Annotated in this window: 18 protein-coding genes; 11 read left to right on the top strand and 7 right to left on the bottom strand. The window is 28.5% G+C overall.

Features of this window, described 5'->3' with window-relative positions:
• The first annotated feature begins 31 nt into the window (after window positions 1–31).
• Window positions 32–1,459 (top strand): cell wall-binding protein Cwp14, encoded by a 1,428-nt coding sequence (locus Q3287_RS18905; protein WP_407964650.1) that lies wholly within the window; start codon window positions 32–34, stop codon window positions 1,457–1,459.
• 80 nt (window positions 1,460–1,539) lie between these two features.
• On the opposite strand, the gene Q3287_RS18900 is transcribed toward Q3287_RS18905, so the two are convergent.
• From Q3287_RS18900 to Q3287_RS18885, 4 genes are all read right to left on the bottom strand, one after another.
• Complete coding sequence (locus Q3287_RS18900; protein WP_223152574.1) at window positions 1,540–1,809, bottom strand: hypothetical protein; 270 nt, start codon at window positions 1,807–1,809, stop codon at window positions 1,540–1,542.
• A 2-nt stretch (window positions 1,810–1,811) separates the two neighbouring features.
• Entirely contained in the window at window positions 1,812–3,254 is a 1,443-nt protein-coding gene (gene nhaC, locus Q3287_RS18895; RefSeq protein WP_407964649.1) for a Na+/H+ antiporter NhaC, read from the bottom strand.
• A gap of 23 nt (window positions 3,255–3,277) precedes the next feature.
• Window positions 3,278–4,444 carry a MalY/PatB family protein gene (locus Q3287_RS18890; protein WP_407964648.1) on the bottom strand — a complete coding sequence of 389 codons (1,167 nt, stop codon included), beginning with the start codon at window positions 4,442–4,444 and terminating at the stop codon, window positions 3,278–3,280.
• 241 nt (window positions 4,445–4,685) lie between these two features.
• Window positions 4,686–6,791 (bottom strand): sigma 54-interacting transcriptional regulator, encoded by a 2,106-nt coding sequence (locus tag Q3287_RS18885; protein WP_223152571.1) that lies wholly within the window; start codon window positions 6,789–6,791, stop codon window positions 4,686–4,688.
• A gap of 235 nt (window positions 6,792–7,026) precedes the next feature.
• On the opposite strand from Q3287_RS18885, the gene Q3287_RS18880 reads away from it, so the two are divergent.
• From Q3287_RS18880 to Q3287_RS18870, 3 genes are read left to right on the top strand one after another with little or no spacing between them, the layout of a single operon-like run.
• On the top strand, window positions 7,027–7,428 hold the full coding sequence (locus Q3287_RS18880; RefSeq protein ID WP_054271306.1) for a hypothetical protein: 402 nt from the start codon (window positions 7,027–7,029) through the stop codon (window positions 7,426–7,428).
• 42 nt (window positions 7,429–7,470) lie between these two features.
• Window positions 7,471–7,764, top strand: coding sequence for a metal-sensitive transcriptional regulator (locus Q3287_RS18875; protein ID WP_021385716.1), 294 nt, complete (start codon window positions 7,471–7,473; stop codon window positions 7,762–7,764).
• Window positions 7,765–7,778: 14 nt separating this feature from the next.
• The gene (locus tag Q3287_RS18870) at window positions 7,779–8,219 is read left to right on the top strand and encodes a SoxR reducing system RseC family protein (RefSeq protein ID WP_054271305.1); all 441 of its coding nucleotides are present in this window, start codon (window positions 7,779–7,781) and stop codon (window positions 8,217–8,219) included.
• 84 nt (window positions 8,220–8,303) lie between these two features.
• Here Q3287_RS18870 and Q3287_RS18865 read toward each other — a convergent pair whose 3' ends face one another.
• Together Q3287_RS18865 and Q3287_RS18860 are read right to left on the bottom strand one after the other, a co-directional pair.
• The gene (locus Q3287_RS18865; protein WP_054271304.1) at window positions 8,304–8,777 is read right to left on the bottom strand and encodes a threonine/serine exporter family protein; all 474 of its coding nucleotides are present in this window, start codon (window positions 8,775–8,777) and stop codon (window positions 8,304–8,306) included.
• Window positions 8,777–9,565, bottom strand: a complete 789-nt coding sequence (locus Q3287_RS18860; protein ID WP_054271303.1) for a threonine/serine exporter family protein — start codon at window positions 9,563–9,565, stop codon at window positions 8,777–8,779. The genes Q3287_RS18865 and Q3287_RS18860 overlap by 1 nt, the downstream gene beginning before the upstream one ends.
• A gap of 327 nt (window positions 9,566–9,892) precedes the next feature.
• On the opposite strand from Q3287_RS18860, the gene glyA reads away from it, so the two are divergent.
• The 7 genes from glyA (at window position 9,893) to Q3287_RS18825 (ending at window position 17,923) form a co-directional block, all read left to right on the top strand.
• Window positions 9,893–11,137 (top strand): serine hydroxymethyltransferase, encoded by a 1,245-nt coding sequence (glyA, locus tag Q3287_RS18855; protein WP_407964647.1) that lies wholly within the window; start codon window positions 9,893–9,895, stop codon window positions 11,135–11,137.
• 245 nt (window positions 11,138–11,382) lie between these two features.
• A complete protein-coding gene (locus Q3287_RS18850; protein ID WP_054277336.1) occupies window positions 11,383–12,480 on the top strand; it encodes an MGDG synthase family glycosyltransferase in 1,098 nt (365 codons plus the stop codon).
• Window positions 12,471–13,169, top strand: coding sequence for a polysaccharide deacetylase family protein (locus Q3287_RS18845; protein WP_407964646.1), 699 nt, complete (start codon window positions 12,471–12,473; stop codon window positions 13,167–13,169). The genes Q3287_RS18850 and Q3287_RS18845 overlap by 10 nt, the downstream gene beginning before the upstream one ends.
• Window positions 13,170–13,171: 2 nt before the next feature.
• Window positions 13,172–14,236, top strand: coding sequence for a lysylphosphatidylglycerol synthase transmembrane domain-containing protein (locus Q3287_RS18840; RefSeq protein WP_054277334.1), 1,065 nt, complete (start codon window positions 13,172–13,174; stop codon window positions 14,234–14,236).
• Window positions 14,237–14,418: 182 nt separating this feature from the next.
• Window positions 14,419–15,123, top strand: coding sequence for a response regulator transcription factor (locus Q3287_RS18835; RefSeq protein WP_054271298.1), 705 nt, complete (start codon window positions 14,419–14,421; stop codon window positions 15,121–15,123).
• A complete protein-coding gene (locus Q3287_RS18830; protein ID WP_054277333.1) occupies window positions 15,116–16,438 on the top strand; it encodes a HAMP domain-containing sensor histidine kinase in 1,323 nt (440 codons plus the stop codon). The genes Q3287_RS18835 and Q3287_RS18830 overlap by 8 nt, the downstream gene beginning before the upstream one ends.
• Window positions 16,439–16,549: 111 nt before the next feature.
• Window positions 16,550–17,923, top strand: coding sequence for a hypothetical protein (locus Q3287_RS18825; RefSeq protein ID WP_054277332.1), 1,374 nt, complete (start codon window positions 16,550–16,552; stop codon window positions 17,921–17,923).
• Window positions 17,924–18,164: 241 nt separating this feature from the next.
• On the opposite strand, the gene pdaA is transcribed toward Q3287_RS18825, so the two are convergent.
• Window positions 18,165–19,106 (bottom strand): delta-lactam-biosynthetic de-N-acetylase, encoded by a 942-nt coding sequence (gene pdaA / locus Q3287_RS18820; protein WP_054277331.1) that lies wholly within the window; start codon window positions 19,104–19,106, stop codon window positions 18,165–18,167.
• Window positions 19,107–19,347 lie beyond the last annotated feature (241 nt).

Here is a 19,347-nt window from a genome sequence, read left to right as displayed (position 1 = left end):
TTTAGATACTATAATTTTAGGGGGAGTTAAGATGAAATTAACTAAATCAATATCATCAGTATTGTGTTTATCTCTAGTTTTAAGCTTATCACCAGTGTCACATGCAAATGAAATAAGTAGAACAACATTAGAAAATACTTTAGTAGGTCAGGATAGATACCAAACTGCTATTGAAGTAAGTAAAAAAGGATGGAGTAGTGCAAATGAGGCTGTAGTTGTAAATAGTGAATCTATTGTAGATGCATTGTCTGTAACACCATTTGCAAAATTAAAAAATGCTCCTATACTATTGACAGAAAAAAACAATCTAAATTCACAAACTGAGAAAGAATTAAAGAGATTAGGAGTTAAAAAAGTTTATATAATTGGACTATCTAGTTCTGTATCAAATGATGTACAAAAACAGTTAGAATCTAATAATCTAACTACTGATAGAGTTGGTGGTAGTGATAGATACCAAACAGCCCTGAGTATAGCTAAAAAAATAGAGGAATTAAAAGATATATCAGAAATAGCTATAGTAAATGGATATACAGGTCTTGCTGATGCAGTTAGTATAGCTTCTGTAGCTGCGACTAATGGAATGGTTATACTTCCAGTGTCTGATTCATCTGGAATATCTAGCTTTAAAGATTTTATAGAATCTAAGAATATAAGTAAATCATACATAATAGGCTCTACTAATGCTGTATCAGATAAAATAAAACAAAGCTTACCTAATTCTGAAAGAATAGGTGGAGCAGATAGAAATGAAACTAATGGTAAAGTAATAGAAAAGTTTTATACATCCAATAAATTAAATAATGTATTTGTAGCCAAAGATGGAATGAAAAAGCAAAATCAACTTATAGATGCTCTAGCAGTAGGAGTGTTGGCATCAAAAGAAGATTCTCCTGTACTTATAGTAGGGGAACAATTAAGTACAACACAAAAGAGTGTATTTTCAAATAAAAGTACTACCTCTATAACTCAAGTTGGTAGTGGAGGGAATGAGAGTGCATTTAAAGAATTAAAAGAGTTACAAACAAATAGTACTAATAAGAAAGTAATGTATGTAACTAATACAGATAAGGTGAATATAAGAAGTGATGCTACAATAGAAGCTTCTGTTATAGGATATTTAAATAATGGTGATGAAGTAGAAGTTTTAGAAGTATTAAAAACAGGATGGGTAAAAATAAAATACAATGAAGATATTGGGTATGTTAGTGGGTCTTATCTGACAAATAATAAGCCTGATAGTAGTAATGAAAATGTAAAAATAAAGTATGTAAAAGAAAAAGACGGTCTTAATGTTAGAAAAGGACCAAGTACAGAAGATGAAAAAATAGGACATCTTTCATATGGAAGTAAAGTGGAAACAATAGAAATGTTTGCTACTGGATGGGTAAAAATAAAATATAGTGGTGGATATGGTTATGTAAGTAATGATTATTTATCTGATACACCAGTTATTTAATTATAAATAATAGTAAAAGAAACTGCTTTAATATATGAAGCAGTTTCTTTTTTATAAAATTTTAAGCTTTGTGGTTATTTTTATTTGGATACCTTAATTCTAGGATTAATTATTATGGATATTGCTATCATACAAATACTTAAAATCCAGTGAATAATTCCAAACTTAGATATCAATAAATTTAATCCTGCTATAGTAAATAAACAATATTTAATTAGAATTAAAAGCGAATTTATAGAAATACCTTTTATTGAAAGTATTCTAAATCCTAGGAAAGACATTCTAAGCCCTACAAATGCCAATAATATACCTGTAATATCTTGAATTAAGTAATAGTATTCAAAGTTCATACTTAATCAACTCTTCTCTGGGCAATGTCAAATATCTCTAATTCTTCAATTTCATCATCTGTATATGTAAGCATAGTAAAGCCAGTTACACCATAAATAAATGAAATTATAGGAGTAATCCAACTTAAGAAACAGTATGGTATAAATTCTAGTGGACTTACACCAAGAGTTTGGGCACAGAAAACAGCATTTGAATTCCAAGGTATTAATGGTCCACCAAGTGTGGCTGTATCTTCTATAATTCTAGATAGATTCTGTGGTTTTAATCTAAGCTCTTTGTATATTGGTGACATTAAAGTTCCAACAAATACTGAAGTAAACATCATTGATGAGCTAAATGCATTTGCAAAGTAACTTACTATAAAGGTAGACCCAACCAATTTAGTTCTAGATTTTCCTATTTTAGTTATCATAGGCTGAAGTAGTACCTCTAAGAACCCAGTTTTTTGGAGAATACCAGCAATAACAAAAACTACAAAGACTAGTAAAACGGTTTCAGCCATGCTCATGATTCCCCCACGATTTAATAGCTTGTCAGCATAGGCAAATCCAGTATCGATAGTAAAACCTGATAGCATATAATTTAAAATATCGCCTATTTTTTCTCCTTCTTGAAATACAGCTATGATAAGCCCCATTATAGCTGAACTTAATATAGATATAATAGGAGGTTTTTGTAACAATAGAAGTAATAATAAAAACATTATTGGAATCATTGCTACTAAACCAATATGAAAGTTTGAATTTAATACATCTTTAATTTGGTTTATTTGAACATAGTCAATAGTGTTATTTGAATATTTTAAGCCAATTACTGTATATAGAACTATACATATTACGTATGCAGGTCCTGTTGTGTAAACCATGTGTTTCATATGTGTAATCACATCTGTCTTACAAACTGCTGCAGCTAAGTTTGTAGAATCTGATAGGGGAGACATCTTATCTCCAAAGAAAGCGCCAGAAATGACTGCACCAGCTGTTAAACCAAGAGGAATACCCATGCTAGTGCCAATACTCATCATTGCTATACCAGAAGTTCCAAGAGTTCCCCAAGATGTACCTGTAGCAACAGAAGTAAGTGAACAGACTATTAATGTTGTAAGTAAAAAATATTTGGGTGTTATTATTGTTAGACCGCTATACACTACTGTTGGTATCGTACCAGCAGCTATCCAAGCTGCTATTAGTACGCCAACAGAAAGTATAATTAAATTTGATTGAAAGGCATCCTTACCAACCTCAAATCCGAAAGCCTCTATTTCATCATTAGTGTAACCAAGCTTCATAGCAGCAGGAACTACTATAAGCCATGAAAGTAAAAACATTATAGTTATAGAGGCATTAAATACAACTATACCAATTGATGTTAAAGCTATTATTGCAAGCATTACTAACAAGGAATATCTAAATGAAGGTCTTTTTCTTTCTGTATCTATTTTCATAGTGCAAATTCTCCTTAAATATTTTAGTTGATTGCATTTTTTATTCTTATAAGAGCTTCTTCAAGCATACTTTTTGGACATGCTAAGTTTATCCTTTGATACCCTTTTCCTCCAATGCCAAAACTATTTCCTTGATTTAAGGCAATCTTACCTTTTTTAACAAGTATACTTTCTAGTTCATCATCACTCAATCCAAGTTCACTAAAGTCTACCCATAATAAATAAGTTCCCTCTGGTTTTCTAACTTTAAGTTTTGGCATATTTTCATTTATATATTTTATAGCAAAATCTATATTGGATTCTAAATATTCCAAGAATGATTCTAACCAAGGTTCACCATTATTATATGAGGCCTCTGTTGCAACTAAGCTGAAGCAATTATTTCTTTTTATATCAATTCTAGTGAAGGCATTATCTAACAACTTATAGTCTTTTTCATCAGGTAGTATCACATAAGATGATTGAAGACCAGCTATATTAAAAGTTTTAGTTGGAGCCATACAAGTAATTGTATTTTTTTCATATTCTTTAGAAATAGATGCCATAGGGATATGTTTATGTTTTTTTAATATAATATCACTATGTATTTCATCAGATATTACTTTTACATTATGTTTAAGGCAAATGTCTCCTAGTTTTTTTAATTCTTTTTTTGTCCATACTCTACCAACTGGATTATGAGGATTGCAAAGTATAAACAATTTTACATCTTTAATCTTGCTTTCAATGTCTTCATAATTCATTACATAATTTCCATCTTCTAGTTTTTGTAATGGGCTTATAACCAGTTCTCTATTATTATTTTTTACAACGCTATTAAAAGGACTATAAACTGGTTCTTGTATCATTATTTTGTCGTTTTTTTTTGTAAGTTCGTTTATTAAAAGACTTATAGCTGGTATAACACCTGGGCTATAAACTAACCATTCACTTTTAATTTTCCAGTTATGTCTTCTATCTAGCCAATTTACTATCGATTTATTGTAAGAATCTGGTCTTGTTGTGTAACCATAAATCTCTTGCTCTAGTCGATTTTTTAAAGCATCAATTATACAAGGGGCAGCTTTAAAATCCATGTCAGCTACCCACATAGGAAGTAAATCATTGGTTCCATATTTTTTATCCATCTCTGACCATTTAGACGAAAAATTATTACTTCTATCAACAACTTCATTAAAATTATAATTCATTATAAAAACCTCCAGTAATTTTAAAATTTATGTTAATAATATTAAGCAAACAACATGCCAAGATGGATAATAAAAAGTAATTAACAATAAGTTAATATTTGATATTAAGTAATTTCAAAGTATAGAGCAATTAAAAATATTAATTATATTTAGAACTTTGTGGAAAAGCTTATTTCGAATAAAGTTTCATATGTATGAAAATATAAATAAATGGGGTTAAGTGGTTTAACAGTTTAACTTATTAGACCTGTTTATATTTTTTTATAAATTCAACCCCTTTTGATGTTATAACTGAACCACCACGACCAACAAGTATGTCTACAAGTCCAAAGTCTTGTAATTCTAGAAGTATATTTCTAATCTGTTGTTCTGTCAGAAATCTATTTTCATTTAAAGCTATTTTGTACAGACTTTTTCTGCCAATTCTTTCTTTTAAATCATAAGCCTTCTTTAAATTGTCCAATATAAATAGGTATTCCTCTAAAGGTCTTTTAAAGTTATAATCATGTTTTATTAAGTTTTTGTCTTTGTTAATGTTTAATTGATATTTTACTGTTTTATCTGTTACTTTGTTACAGACAGTCCTACTATAATTTGAATCTATAGTATCCAATATATATTCAGGTAAGTCACAAATTTCTATAACATCTTTTCCTAAGTAGCAGAAGTATTCCCCTAAATTTCTTAATTCCCTTACATTTCCTTCCCATTTATACACTTTAAAGATTTCTTTTACTTCTTCACTTAGAATAAAATTACATGGAATATCATACTTTAGAGAATTGAAAATCTCAAATATATCAGTAGGCCTTTCTCTAAGAGGGTGTATTTTAAGAGGAAGAACGTTTAATCTAAAGTATAAATCTCTTCTAAACATGTCTTTAGATACAAGTTCTTTTAAATTTCTATTAGTAGCTGCAATTATTCTTACATCAATATCAATGACATTGTTTGAACCAATACGCCTTACTTGTTTTTCTTGTATAACTCTAAGTAATTTAGATTGAGAATTTAAATCCATTTCTCCAATTTCATCCAAAAATATAGTTCCATTGTTAGCTAATTCAAATAAACCAATCTTTCCACCTTTTTTAGCACCAGTAAAAGCACCTTCATCATAGCCAAATAGTTCGCTTTGTAATAAATTTTCTTGAAAAGTACTACAATTTACTGCTACGAAAGGACCATCTTTTCTTCTAGAGGCGCTGTGAATAGATTGAGCAAATAATTCCTTGCCAGTACCACTTTCACCAATTATTAAAATAGAGGAGTTTGATTGAGCCATACTATTGGCAATTTTTTTTGTATTAATGGTTTGTATACTAGAGCCTAATATATCATCAAATGTATATTTACTGACATTACCTGAATTGACTAATTGTGCTCTTAACTTGGCTTGCTTTTTTTCTAGTTGAGAGAATTTGGTCATTTTCAATATAAATCCATCAAATACATTTAATTGTATATGTTTAATCTCTAAATTTATATCTACATGATTTATTTTAATTAATTTTTCATAAAATGGAGCTTTATTGGTTAATATGTTTTGAAAATTTATTTCTCTTATACAATCACCAATAAATTCATAAATCATTTCATTTGCATTTATAGATAAAATTTTTCTAGCCATATGATTGTAAAATTGAATTATCCCATCATTATTGGTGCATATAATTCCATCATCAATTATAGATAATAATAAATCAAATTGCCTTTCAAATTTATTTGCATCTAATAGTAACTCACCTGTACTATAGCTTGTAGGTATTATTTTCTCTACATATTTTTTTATTAAGTCATCTTTTATTAGATGTTTTAGTTTAGTTTTTGTAGCAATTTCAACTATACAACTTAAATCTATTATTCTATATTTCAAGTCTATAACTTCACAATTTTTAACTTTAGGTAAGATTTTTTCGCCAGGAGTTAGTATTATAGCATCTGTAGGAGTAAATTCTATCTCTGGATAACAAGGTAGGATATTGATATTGTCTATTCCTAGTCTATGTATTAAAGATATTGTCTCTATTGCCATATCCTTACTTAGATTATATACATAAATAATTTTATCTTTTTCTAATCTTGATATCATATCTATACTGTTCTTTTCAAATGTTAACTTAGGTACAATAATTTGAGCATCATGATGGGATAATTTTGCTATCTCATCATATTTTAAATAAGCAGATAATAGTATCAGACTTTCTTTAAAAAATCTTAAATTTCCTTCTTCAAATGAGTATAAATTTATTTTTATATTGTTACCTAAAAATTGTCTTATTTGGTCTTCATAAATTTCTCCAGCATCTTTTTTTAAACTTACAATAGCTAATTCCATTTGTTTCATTTTAACCTCTCATACAAATTTGACTTATTTTAGATTATATAACAATTAAACTAGATATAAATAATTTTGTTTAATTGTTATTATAAATTTATTATAGATTATATGTGGAAGTAAAAGAAATCGCTAAAATTATTCCTTTTATTTTTGTTTTTTGTATCTATTTGGTATAATAGTATTAAAGCGTATAATAATTTAGGCAAAATTTTTTAAGAGGAATATTAGAGGAGAATATAATATGAAAAAATGTCTTTACTGTAATAGGGATATAAAGTCACCAAATAATAAATTAGCTATACAATATGATGACAATACAAATATATATCCATGTCGTGCAGAATGTAAGGAAAAAATTGAAGAATATATAGCGAAAAAACCTACATATAAATTTATAAATATATTAGAGGTTCTTTTAGGTGTGGGTGGAATATTTTGTTTTTTGAGTAAATGGACTATTGCAGCCCAAGTTGTACTTGGAATTGATGCATTGGTTATATTTTTATTTCCATTAGCAGGGTTTAAGATGAATGGAAAGTTAAGTATGGAACAAACTAAGAATCAAAGTAGGTCTATTGCAATATCAATTTTAGCATTTATAGTAGTAATAACTGTATTGTATTTTAAACAAATTGGTAAGTAGAGCATAATTGAATAAGACATCATTAGAGTATGAGGTGAGTTTATGGAAGAAAGAAAATTAGCACCAAACAATGAGAGAGAAGCTCTTATAAAAAGATTAAAGAGAATAGAAGGTCAAGTAAAAGGGATACAAAAGATGGTAGAGCAAGAGCGTTATTGTGTTGATATACTGGTTCAGATATCTGCTATAAGGTCTGCTATAAACAGAGTGGGCACGATTATACTGGAAAATCATATAAAAGGATGTGTAGCAGAAAGCATCAAACATGATGATGGTGAGCAAACTGAAGAGATGATAAAAGAACTTATGGATACTATAAATAAATTTACAAAATAAGGAGGCGGTTAGTTATGAATCAACAAGGATTTATTATGGAAATTGTTGATGATAGAACTGCAAAATTAAAAATGCAAAGACATTCAGCTTGTGCTGCTTGTGGAAAGTGTGCTACTACAGATTCGGCAGAGTCGAAGGAAATATTAGTAGAAGTAGATAACACAATTGGTGCAAAAGTTGGTGACCATGTAGAAGTAAGTATGGATAATATGAATGTATTAAAAGCAGCTGTAATGGCTTATATAATACCACTTATAGCACTTCTTGTGGGAACAATAGGGACTTACTATATATTAGGTGCAATAGGAGTAACATCTGGTGTTGAAGCCATAAGTGGATTGGTTGGAATCTGCCTTACAATACTTTGTTATCTGTACTTAAAGAAGAATGACAAAAAATTCAGAGATAGTAGAGAGTTTATACCAGTAATAACAAGAATATTAATTGACCTTTAAAATAATTAAAAAAAAGCAATGTACTTTTTGAATAAATACCCAGTGTGTATTTGCAAAACTTTAGTACATTGCTATTTTTGTGTTTTATTTCGATTTTCTGTATGGAATAAAGTTTTTTCTGATTTTTAAAAGATTCAATGTTCTTACAAAAGAAGTTACAACTAATACACCTAATGCTATTGCAGCACTTAAAAATAGGGCATCTGTACCTTTTGACATGGCCAAAGAATAATTTTTTTGAATCAAAGATAACATTGTATTGTACAATCCAATACCTGGTATTAAAGGAAGAATACCTGGTATTACGAACACAATAGCTGGTTGCTTTAATTTTCTAGCTAAAGTCTCACTACATGCTGAAACTAAAGCAGCAGCTATAAATCCTGCAAAAACTGCATTTGTAGTAAAATTAAATAAATAAACATACACAATCCAGCCAATTCCACCAGTTATTCCAGCTGGAAGAAGTAGATAAAGTGGAGCATTAAAGAAAACAGCAAATCCAGCAGTTGCAATGCCTGAAAATAAAAAATGTAAAATCATTGACATATCAGTCATTAGAAAGGACCTCCTATTCTATACCATGTATCAAGAACAAAACCAACTCCAGAAGCAATTGCAATAATAATCATAGCTGCATCAAAAGCACGAGAAATTCCTGATATTAAATTACCTGATATTAAATCTCTAATAGCTTTTATAAAGGCAACTCCTGGGAGTAGTGGCATTATAGCACCAACTATAAGCATCTTAGGGTCATTTAAAATGCCTATTTCAACTAACAGAACTCCTGAAAGTGCAATTAAAAAAGAGGATACTAAACAGGAAAACGCAGATATTGCACTTATCTTCATAGTTTTATCATAAGTAATTGCGGCAAAGATTGCTATTATAAATGTAAGTATAAAATTTAATACATAATTCCCTCCAAGCAAACAAGCAAAACAAGCAGATGCAATTCCTGTACAAGAGTAAAATAACCACAAAGGATAAGGTTTTACATCTTGGATTTCATAAAGACGTGCAATGGCATTATCAATATCATATTCTTTGTCGCTTACAAATTCTCGAGAAAAACTATTTAATAAAGAAATCTTATTTAAGTTTATACCTCTTGATTGAATCGTTTTCATAAATGAAAAGCCATCAAATTTTTCATCAGAAATAATTATTACTGTAGGAGTTGTAAAAATATTTACATGATAAAATCCTCTTGACCTGCATATTCTAAGGACACTGTCTTCAACCCTAGATGTTTCAGCTCCATTTTTTATCATAAGTTCCCCTACAAATAGAGCTAATTTTAGAATATTTTTCTTATATTCAAGCTCCTCATTTTGATTCATAAATACACCTCCAAATTAAAAACCGTAATATTGAAATTATACCAAATTTCTAAGCAATATTCCTTAATATATATATAAATTATATTATCTTTTTTTATTTAAAAATAGTCACATTTAAATTATATCCAATTAAAAGAATTAGACAATATTATTTATTATATTTTAACTTAAAAATAAAGAAAGTAACTATGTTAAATATGGAAAAATAGCAAAACACTTGACTATTAATTTGTAAAGGACTATAATAATAAATTATCATATTGATAAAAACGAAAATTATGAAATGTCTGTGAAAATAAAAATTAAATAATAACTAGGAGGAGTAATATGTTTGAGAACTTGAAAAAAGCGGACCCTGAGATTTATGAAAGTATGAAAAGAGAGTTAAAAAGACAACAAAGAAATATTGAATTGATAGCATCTGAAAACATAGTATCAGTTCCAGTGATGGAGACTATGGGAAGCCATCTTACAAATAAGTATGCAGAAGGTTACTCAGGAAAAAGATATTATGGTGGATGTGAGTACATAGATGAAGTTGAAACTCTTGCAATAGATAGAATCAAAAAAATATTTGGAGCAGAGCATGCTAATGTTCAACCTCACTCTGGAGCAAATGCAAATATTGGTGTATATTTTGCTATGTTAAAACCAGGTGATGTTGTTATGGGAATGAATTTATCTCAAGGTGGACATTTAACTCATGGTGCTCCAGTTAATATTTCTGGTCAGTATTATAAATTTTATGAATATGGCATAGACAAAAATAGTGGACTTATAGATTTTTATGAAGTTAGAAAAATAGCGCATGAAGTAAAACCTAAAATGATAGTTGCAGGAGCAAGTGCATATCCTAGAGAAATAGATTTTAAAAAATTTAGAGAGATAGCTGATGAAGTTGGAGCATTGCTTATGGTAGATATGGCCCACATAGCAGGTCTTGTTGCAGCTGGTCTTCACCAAAATCCATGTGAAGTGGCTGATTTTGTTACAACAACAACTCACAAAACTTTAAGAGGGCCTCGTGGAGGAGTTATTCTTTGCAAAGAAAAGTATGCTAAAGCTATAGACAAAGCAATATTCCCTGGAATTCAAGGTGGGCCTCTTGAGCATATAATTGCATCTAAAGCAGTTTGTTTTAAAGAAGCTTTAAGTGATGAATTTAAAGAGTATCAAGTACAAGTTGCTAAAAATGCAAAAGCTCTAGCTGAAGAACTTATTAAAAGAGATTTTAAATTAATTTCTGGAGGTACAGATAATCATTTAATATTATTAGACTTAACTAATAAAAATATAACTGGTAAAGCTGCAGAAAAAAGATTGGATGATGCTTATATAACAGCTAATAAAAATACAATTCCATTTGACCCAAATGGTGCTCTTGTTACAAGTGGGATAAGACTTGGTACTCCAGCTGTAACTACTAGAGGTATGAAAGAAGAAGATATGGCAATAATTGCTGAGGCCATAGACCTATGTTTAACTTATGATGAAGAATCTAAGGCTAGAACATTAGTTGTTGGATTAACTGAAAAATATCCTTTATATGAAGAATATAATATTATGGATTAATTATAAAGAATAATTAAATAAAGTATGCTTAAATAATTATAATGATTGTGTATGTATTTGAATATATAGATATAAAACCCAATTGGTATAGGAGATAATCTTCTATATTAATTGGGTTTTATACTTTTTAATTAAAACTTTAAGATTTCTTAAGAATTATACTAGGTTTTTCTAAAGATTTAAAGTCTATACTTATAAATATAGTAATTAGAGGAAAAGAAAGACTTTAATGAGGAGGGAATCTTATGAAAGTATTAATTCTTACAGGAAAATTTGGTATGGGTCATTACTCAGCATCAAATTCTTTAAGTGAAGATATAAAAACAAAATTTAATAATTCAGAAATAATAATTAAAGATATATTTGAATATATTATGCCTAACTATTCTGATAAAATGTACAAGACTTTTTCTATTCTTGTAAATCGGGGGAGTAGTCTTTATAATTTATTTTATAAATGTACAGAAAATGGAAAGAAAGATATAAAATTTACTTTTTCAGATTATTTTTTAACTAAATTAGACAAGTTACTTAATGAAATACAACCAACAGTAGTTATTTCAACTTTTCCATTTTGTTCACAATTAGTATCAAGATATAAGGAAAAGTATAATTCAAATCTTCCTTTGATAACATGTATAACAGATATAAGTAGTCACTCAGAATGGATTAGTAAAAATACAGATTGTTACTTAGTAGCTAGTAAATCTACGAAGGAAGAACTTGTTTTTAAGGGAATAGATGAAGAAAAAGTTAAAGTTAATGGTATTCCAGTAAAAAAAGAATTTAAAAAAATAGAACATATAAATCACTCAAATAAAAAAAATATACTTATAATGGGTGGGGGTTTAGGGTTACTGCCTAAGTCAGAACAGTTTTACAGTGAATTAAATAGTTTAGAAGGAGTAAAAACCACTGTAATAACTGGTAATAATAAAAAAATGTACTATAAGTTATCTGACAGATATGAAAATATAGAGGTAGTAGGCTATACGAATGAAGTATATAAATACATGAAAAATGCTGACCTTATTATTTCTAAACCAGGTGGAATAACTCTATTTGAAACTATTTATTCAGAACTTCCAATATTAGCATTTAATCCATTTTTACAACAAGAGATAAATAATGCTGATTTTATATTAAATAATAAGATTGGAAGAATACTTGATAAAAATAAAAAATACTATGTAGATGAAATAAAAGATTTAATTTATGATGATGCCACTCTTCAAGAGATGAGTAGAAATATGAAAGAATTAAAAAAACAGTTTGATAACAATACATTAGAAAATATTTTATTTTCATTTGATGAACAAGGAGAGTGTATAGAATGTATGTAGTAGGTTTAATTATAGTTGTTGCATTGATTTTTTTGGTACATTCAATTATACCTACATATTATAACAAACTATTAAATAAAGATGTATTAAAAAATATGACTAGAGAAAATGAAATTGCACTAACATTCGATGATGGTCCAGATAAGAGATATACAGAAAAATTATTAGATGTTTTAAAAGAAAATGATATAAAAGCCATGTTTTTTGTAGTTGCAAAGAATGCTGAAAAAGAGCCTGAAATTATAAAAAGGATGTTAAGAGAAAATCACATAGTTGGTCTACATTCATTGGAACATAAGAATGCATGGCTTTACAGTTATAATTATGTTAAAAAAGATTTTATGGAAAGTGTAAATATAATGAAAAATTTAGGTGTAGATATAAACTATTATCGTCCACCATGGGGTCATACTAATATATTTTCAAATCTATTTGTTAAAAAATATAATCTAAAAATGACATTATGGGATGTAATGGCAGAAGATTGGAGTAAAGATAGTACTGTAGAGATTATTATAAACAAGTTAATGAGTAGAACAAAAGAAAAGTCTATAATTTGTTTGCATGATGCGGGTGAAAATTCAGGTGGCGCAGTAGGTGCACCTGAGTGTACTATTGAAGCTTTGAAGATAGCCATTCCAAAACTTAAAGATAGTGGTTTTAAATTTGTAGCACCAGAAAGGATGTAGCTATGATAAGTAAAACTGAAAAGAAAAATAAGTGCCTAGGTAGTGTTGCTTTTTTAGTTTTACTAATGGGCATAACAGGATACTTTGTTTTTAGAGGGCAATCAATTGAATCATTAATAAAATCATTAAAAGGTGCAAGCCCTATGTTTATACTAATTGGATTTATGATGATGATTATATATGTTGCCTGTGAAGGTATAAACATATATTTAGGTGTAAAAGCCTTAAAACAAAAAACTACTCTTTTAAAATGTATGGGATATGCTTTTATTGGATTTTATTTTAGTTCAATTACACCTTCAGCCTCAGGTGGTCAACCAGCACAAGTTTATTATATGAAAAAAGATGATATAAATATATCTTACTCTTCACTTATATTATTAGTTATTGTTGTTATTCATCAAGTGGTTATATTGGCATATAGTGGAATAATGTTCATTATGGAACGTGAATTTATACTAAATAACGTAAGTGGTATGAATATTTTACTAATATATGGTGTAATAACAAATGTAGCTCTTGTAGTTGGAGTAATCGCAATTATATTTTCAAAGAGACTGGTAAATAATTTTATAATATCAATAACAAACTTATTAGGAAAGTTAAGAATAATAAAAGATGTTGAAGGTTCAAGAAAAGTTATAACTTCTCAAATTGAAGAATATGTTAAAGGTGCCCAATATATAAAACAGAATCCAAAGCTTGTAATACAAATTTTAGCTATAACGATTATACAAATAACAGCTATGTTTTTAGTACCATTCTTTGTATACAAAGCTTTTCATCTATCAACATATACTGTATTTGAGATATTGGCAATACAATCGCTACTAAATATTGCTGTTTCATCATTGCCATTACCAGGAGCTGTTGGAGCTTCTGAAAACAGTTTTATGACATTGTTTAAAATATTTTTCCCAGGTCATTTACTAGTTCCAGCAATGTTACTTAGTAGAGGAATAAGTTTCTATGCATTTGTAGCTATAAGTGGTTTGATATGTATTATAGTACATGTAAAATCTTCTGAAAAAGTTAAATCAGTAAAAAAAGTCATTTATGCAAGATAATATTATATAGATTATTTTTATAAGTATGTCAATTTATGTATACATGTTAATTGAATAGTAAATGTATTTACAATAGTAGAAAGTATTAAAACGTGTGACATTGCTAAGCTTTTGCTAATAAAGTATAATATTTTATATAGTTTGAAATATTTAAGAAATATAGCAAAGAAAGGAGCTTAGTGATGAATAAAGAGATTCCAAAAAAAATTTTAGTAGCTGATGATAATCCTGAGATTAGAGAAATTGTAGAGATACTTTTAACTGGTGAAGGTTATGAAGTTGTTATGGCTACAAACGGGGAAGAAGCTGTAAACTTAGTAGATAGTACGATTGACTTGATTATTTTGGATGTTGTCATGCCTGTAAAGACTGGGTTTGTTGCATGTAATGAAATTAGAGAAAAAACAACAGCCCCAATCTTATTTTTGACTGCAAAAACTCAAGATTCTGATAAAGTTATTGGATTTTCAGCAGGAGGAGATGACTATTTGTCAAAGCCTTTTTCATATTCTGAATTAATTTCAAGAGTTAAGTCACTACTTAGACGTTATTATATATATCAGGGAAAGGAAAAGGAAAGAGAGCCAAACATATTACATACAAAAGAATTATATGTCAATTTAGATACTCAAGATGTTACATTGAATGGAGAACCTGTATTTTTAACAACCATAGAATATAGTATTTTAGTACTTATGTTAAAAAATAGAAAGAAGGTTTTTTCATCTGAAAATCTATATGAAACTATTTGGGATGAACAATATTTTTATACGGCAAATAATACCATAATGGTTCATATTAGAAATTTAAGAAAAAAATTAGAAAAAGACCAAAAAAATCCGCAATACATAAAAACTGCATGGGGGAAGGGGTATTATATTGATTAGCAAAATTAAGCCATCAAAGTTGGGTGTTATACTATTGATATATGTAGTAATCTCAGCTGCAGTGGCTTTTGTTTTAAATATACCACTTTACTATACTGTTGAATCTATAGTAAAAGACGTGTCAGAAGGAAAGGTATATTTTAAAAGAGAAGTAGACCAACTTATGGATGATTTTCAACTTTATGTTACTGAGAATAATGTAAGTTCAAATGATGGAGATAATATAGCAAAATGGAATGGTGATAACTGGTTTGTTTCTATGAAGATATACAAAGGAAATAAGGTTTTTTATGATACATTATACTATCCTAATGAAGTACCAGATAAAAGTGAGGAAAATGAATTTTATAGTAGTTCTATGGCTAGAAATTATGAAATACAATTTTCTAATGTTAAAGCTGATATAGTTGTAATAGCATTATTTAGATTCAGATTTCAAAATTTTATAGATGCAATCTCTATTACATTTATGGCACTTACATTTATTATAACATTCCTGCTATTATTAAGTAGAAAGATAAAATACCTAAGGAAAATAGAGATGGGTATAAAGATAGTGGAGAGTGGTAGTTTAAAGTATAGAATTCCAGTCAAAGGGAATGACGAATTATCATCACTTGCATCTAGTATTAATGAGATGAGTCAAACATTAGAGAATCAACTTATAAAAGAAAGAGAAATGAAGAATAAAAATAAAGATATAGTAACTTCAATATCACATGATGTTAGAACTCCATTAACATCAGTAATATGTTACTTAGATTTAATTAAAGACCATAAATATAATAGTCCTGAGCAACTAGAACAGTATATAAAAAATGTAAGGTCTAAAGCATATCAAATAAAAGATTTAACTGATGACCTTTTTACCCATTTTGTAAATTCTGGAGAGGAAGTTTCCAAAGAATATGAAAAGATAAATGCAAATGAATTTATTTTTCAATTGCTTTTAGATAGTTCATATACATTGGAGGAAAAAGGCTTTCATATAACCATAGAGAATGAACTTTATAATCAGTATCATATTTATGTAGATGTAACACAATTTAGGAGAATATTTGATAACTTATGTTCTAATATAATAAAATACGCTAGAAAAGATAAACCAGTAGTATTTTTAATTAAAGTTGAAGATTCTAAATTATTAATTATACAAAAAAATAGAGTGAGTAATTTTTCAAAAAATGTAGAAAGTTTTGGAATAGGTATAAAAAATTGCGAAAAAGTAGTTGCACATCATAATGGGAGTATAAATGTAAACTCAGATGATGAAGAGTTTTCTATTGAAATATCTATTCCAGTAAAGAAATTATAAAAATTTAAATTTTATATTGTACAGTTAATAATTGTGTATCTATGAGCAAGTAACAAGTTAACTTACAAGACCATATAATATTATTATCTTAAAAAAAGGGGACATAATAATATGGTTTTGACAGGAGCACATTATATTTACATTGTATTTATGGTAATTATATTAATTACTATGATTATGAAAAAGGATACAATAGTACCATGTATATTGGGTGTTTTTTTCATGGGATTATTCTTTGAGAAAAATATATTTGGGGCTATAACAGCAGTATTCAACTCATTTATTATATCTTTAAATGAGTTGGGACCAATTATTTTAATTATAGCTATTATGGTTGCTTTATCTAAAGCATTAGAAGCCAATAATGCTATACAGTATATGGTAAGGCCATTTTCAAAAGTTATAAAAAATTCTAATACTGCATTTTTTGTAACTGGATTTGTCATGTTAATTCTTTCATGGTTTTTCTGGCCGACTCCAGCTGTTGCTTTAGTTGGGGCTGTTTTTTTACCTGTTGCTATGAGAGCTGGATTACCAGCAATTGGTGTTGCAGTGGCATTAAATTTATTTGGTCATGGTCTTGCTTTATCTACAGACTTTGTCATTCAAGGGGCTCCAAGTATAACAGCTGGTGCAGCAGGAGTTGCAGTATCATATGTTATAAATGATGGTATGATTCTATTCTGGGTAATGGGAATTGTAACAATATCTATGGCATTTTATACATTGAAAAGAGACATTAATAAGGGAATGTTTAGAGAAGAACTCAAAGATTTTGAAAGTGAAGAAGTGGAAGAGTTTAATGGAAAATCTAAAATAGCAACTATTTTAGTAGCTTTAGGATTTCTTGCTGATATAATTGCAATGTATGCATTTGACCTAAAAGGAGGAGATGCTTCAGCTCTTTTAGGTGGTACAGCAGTGTTTTTAATAATTATTATAAATACCATAAATTTTGGAAAAGATAGTCTTGAAAATGTCTGTGAGAATATAATTGATGGTTTTGTATTTGGTATAAAAATATTTGGAGCAATTATACCAATAGCAGCATTCTTCTATATGGGTGAAGTTGCACCTTTAACAGGCGTATTTGGAAAAGTATTAGCACCAGGCTCACAGGGCTTATTATCAGATATAGGCATAGCTCTTTCTCAAACAATACCGCTTAATAAGTTTGCTGTATCAGGTATAGAAACTATAGTAGGAGCAATAACTGGACTTGATGGTTCTGGTTTTTCTGGAATTTCATTAGTAGGCTCACTTGCTTCTGTGTTTGGAACAGCTATCAATGCAAGTGTTGGTGCATTAGCTGCATTAGGACAAATCAGTGGTATTTGGGTAGGGGGAGGCTGTTTAGTTCCTTGGGGACTTATCTCAGCAGCAGCAATTTGTGGAGTCAGCCCAATAGAGTTAGCAAAACGAAATTTTGTCCCAGTTATAACTGGGTTGATTGTAACAACTATAGTAGCGATGTTTATTATTTAGTTGAGTAAATAAGCATTAATTATGTGCAAGTTTAAATAAATCTTGATTATATACAAATAAAAAATAGATGTATAGCTGTAATTTATAGTAATGATTTTACTAACATTAAGCTATACATCTATTTTTTATTGATATTCTTCTATTAAATGATTTATATAGAAGATATTTTTATATTGTACTTTATGATGCTTAATAGACTATGTCAATTTGTAGATTTTAGATACAATTTAAAGCATTAATATTAATACTTTAAAAGTTCAAACTCATAACCTAGTTTTCTTGCATCTGATATAATATTATTTAAAATTTCTGTACTAGTTTTGGAAACTGCATGTAATAGCAAAATAGAGCCATCATGTAAATTATCCATTATTTTATTATTTGCTTCTTCATGTGATGGTTGTTTTTCAGTATCCCAATCCCTGTATGCAAAACTCCAAAACACAGTCTTATATCCTAAGTTTTTAGTCATTGCTAAACTTTTCTCTGAGTATTTGCCCATAGGAGGTCTGAAAAATTTAACCATATCTTTTCCAGTTACATCCTTATAGAGTTTTTCAACATCAGAGAATTCACCATTAAAGCTTTTTAAATTACTTGTTTTCGTTGGCATAGATGGATGAGATTTACTGTGATTTCCAACTATATGTCCTTCAGACACCATTCTTTTAACTAAGTCTTTATTTTCCTTTATGTATGGAGATGTAACAAAAAAAACTGCTTTAACCTGATTCTGTTTTAAAATATCTAGTATCTTTGATGTATATCCATTTTCATAACCCTCATCAAATGTAAGGTATAAAGTTTTCTGACTATCTTTTTTAGGTCCATTATATATGGCATCATAGTCAGAAAATTTAAAATCAATGTCAGTATTTACCTCTGGGGTCTTATGTTTAGTGTTTGGTATATAAAACCAATCAAGAGTGGTGTTATCTAAAGAGGATACATCTAGCTTGTCGCTATCATTATTAATAGTATCTTGTTTTGATGGTTTATCTGTTCCATCTGAAACGACAACATTGGAAGTATCCTTATCGCTATCTAATTCTTTATTATCTTCTTGTGACTGTGTTTCTTTATTTTGGTTTGTATTTTGTTTGCTCTGTGAATTTGAACATCCAACAATAAAAAAAATAGATAGACAAATTAATGCTAAAAAATATAATATCTTTCTAAACATTTTGAAGCTCCTTTCTAAATTAACAACAATTGTACATAGTATCATTATAATTGTAAATTCTTACTAATAATAGTTACATCTTTGGAAATAAAGTCATAAGAGTATTACAAATAGATGAATAATCGATAAATTTAAGAAAAAATGAAAAAAGTAGTTGACCATACTAGAATAAGATGTTATTATAATAAATGTGCTCAACAAGAAGTAAAAAAATAACAAGCACAAAGAAGCAAATTAAATG

Origin of the sequence: Clostridioides sp. GD02404 (assembly GCF_045898275.1) — a bacterium.
Taxonomy (GTDB): domain Bacteria; phylum Bacillota; class Clostridia; order Peptostreptococcales; family Peptostreptococcaceae; genus Clostridioides; species Clostridioides difficile_A.
Note: the sequence above shows the minus strand (reverse complement) of the source record. Positions and strands in the feature narration are given on the sequence as shown.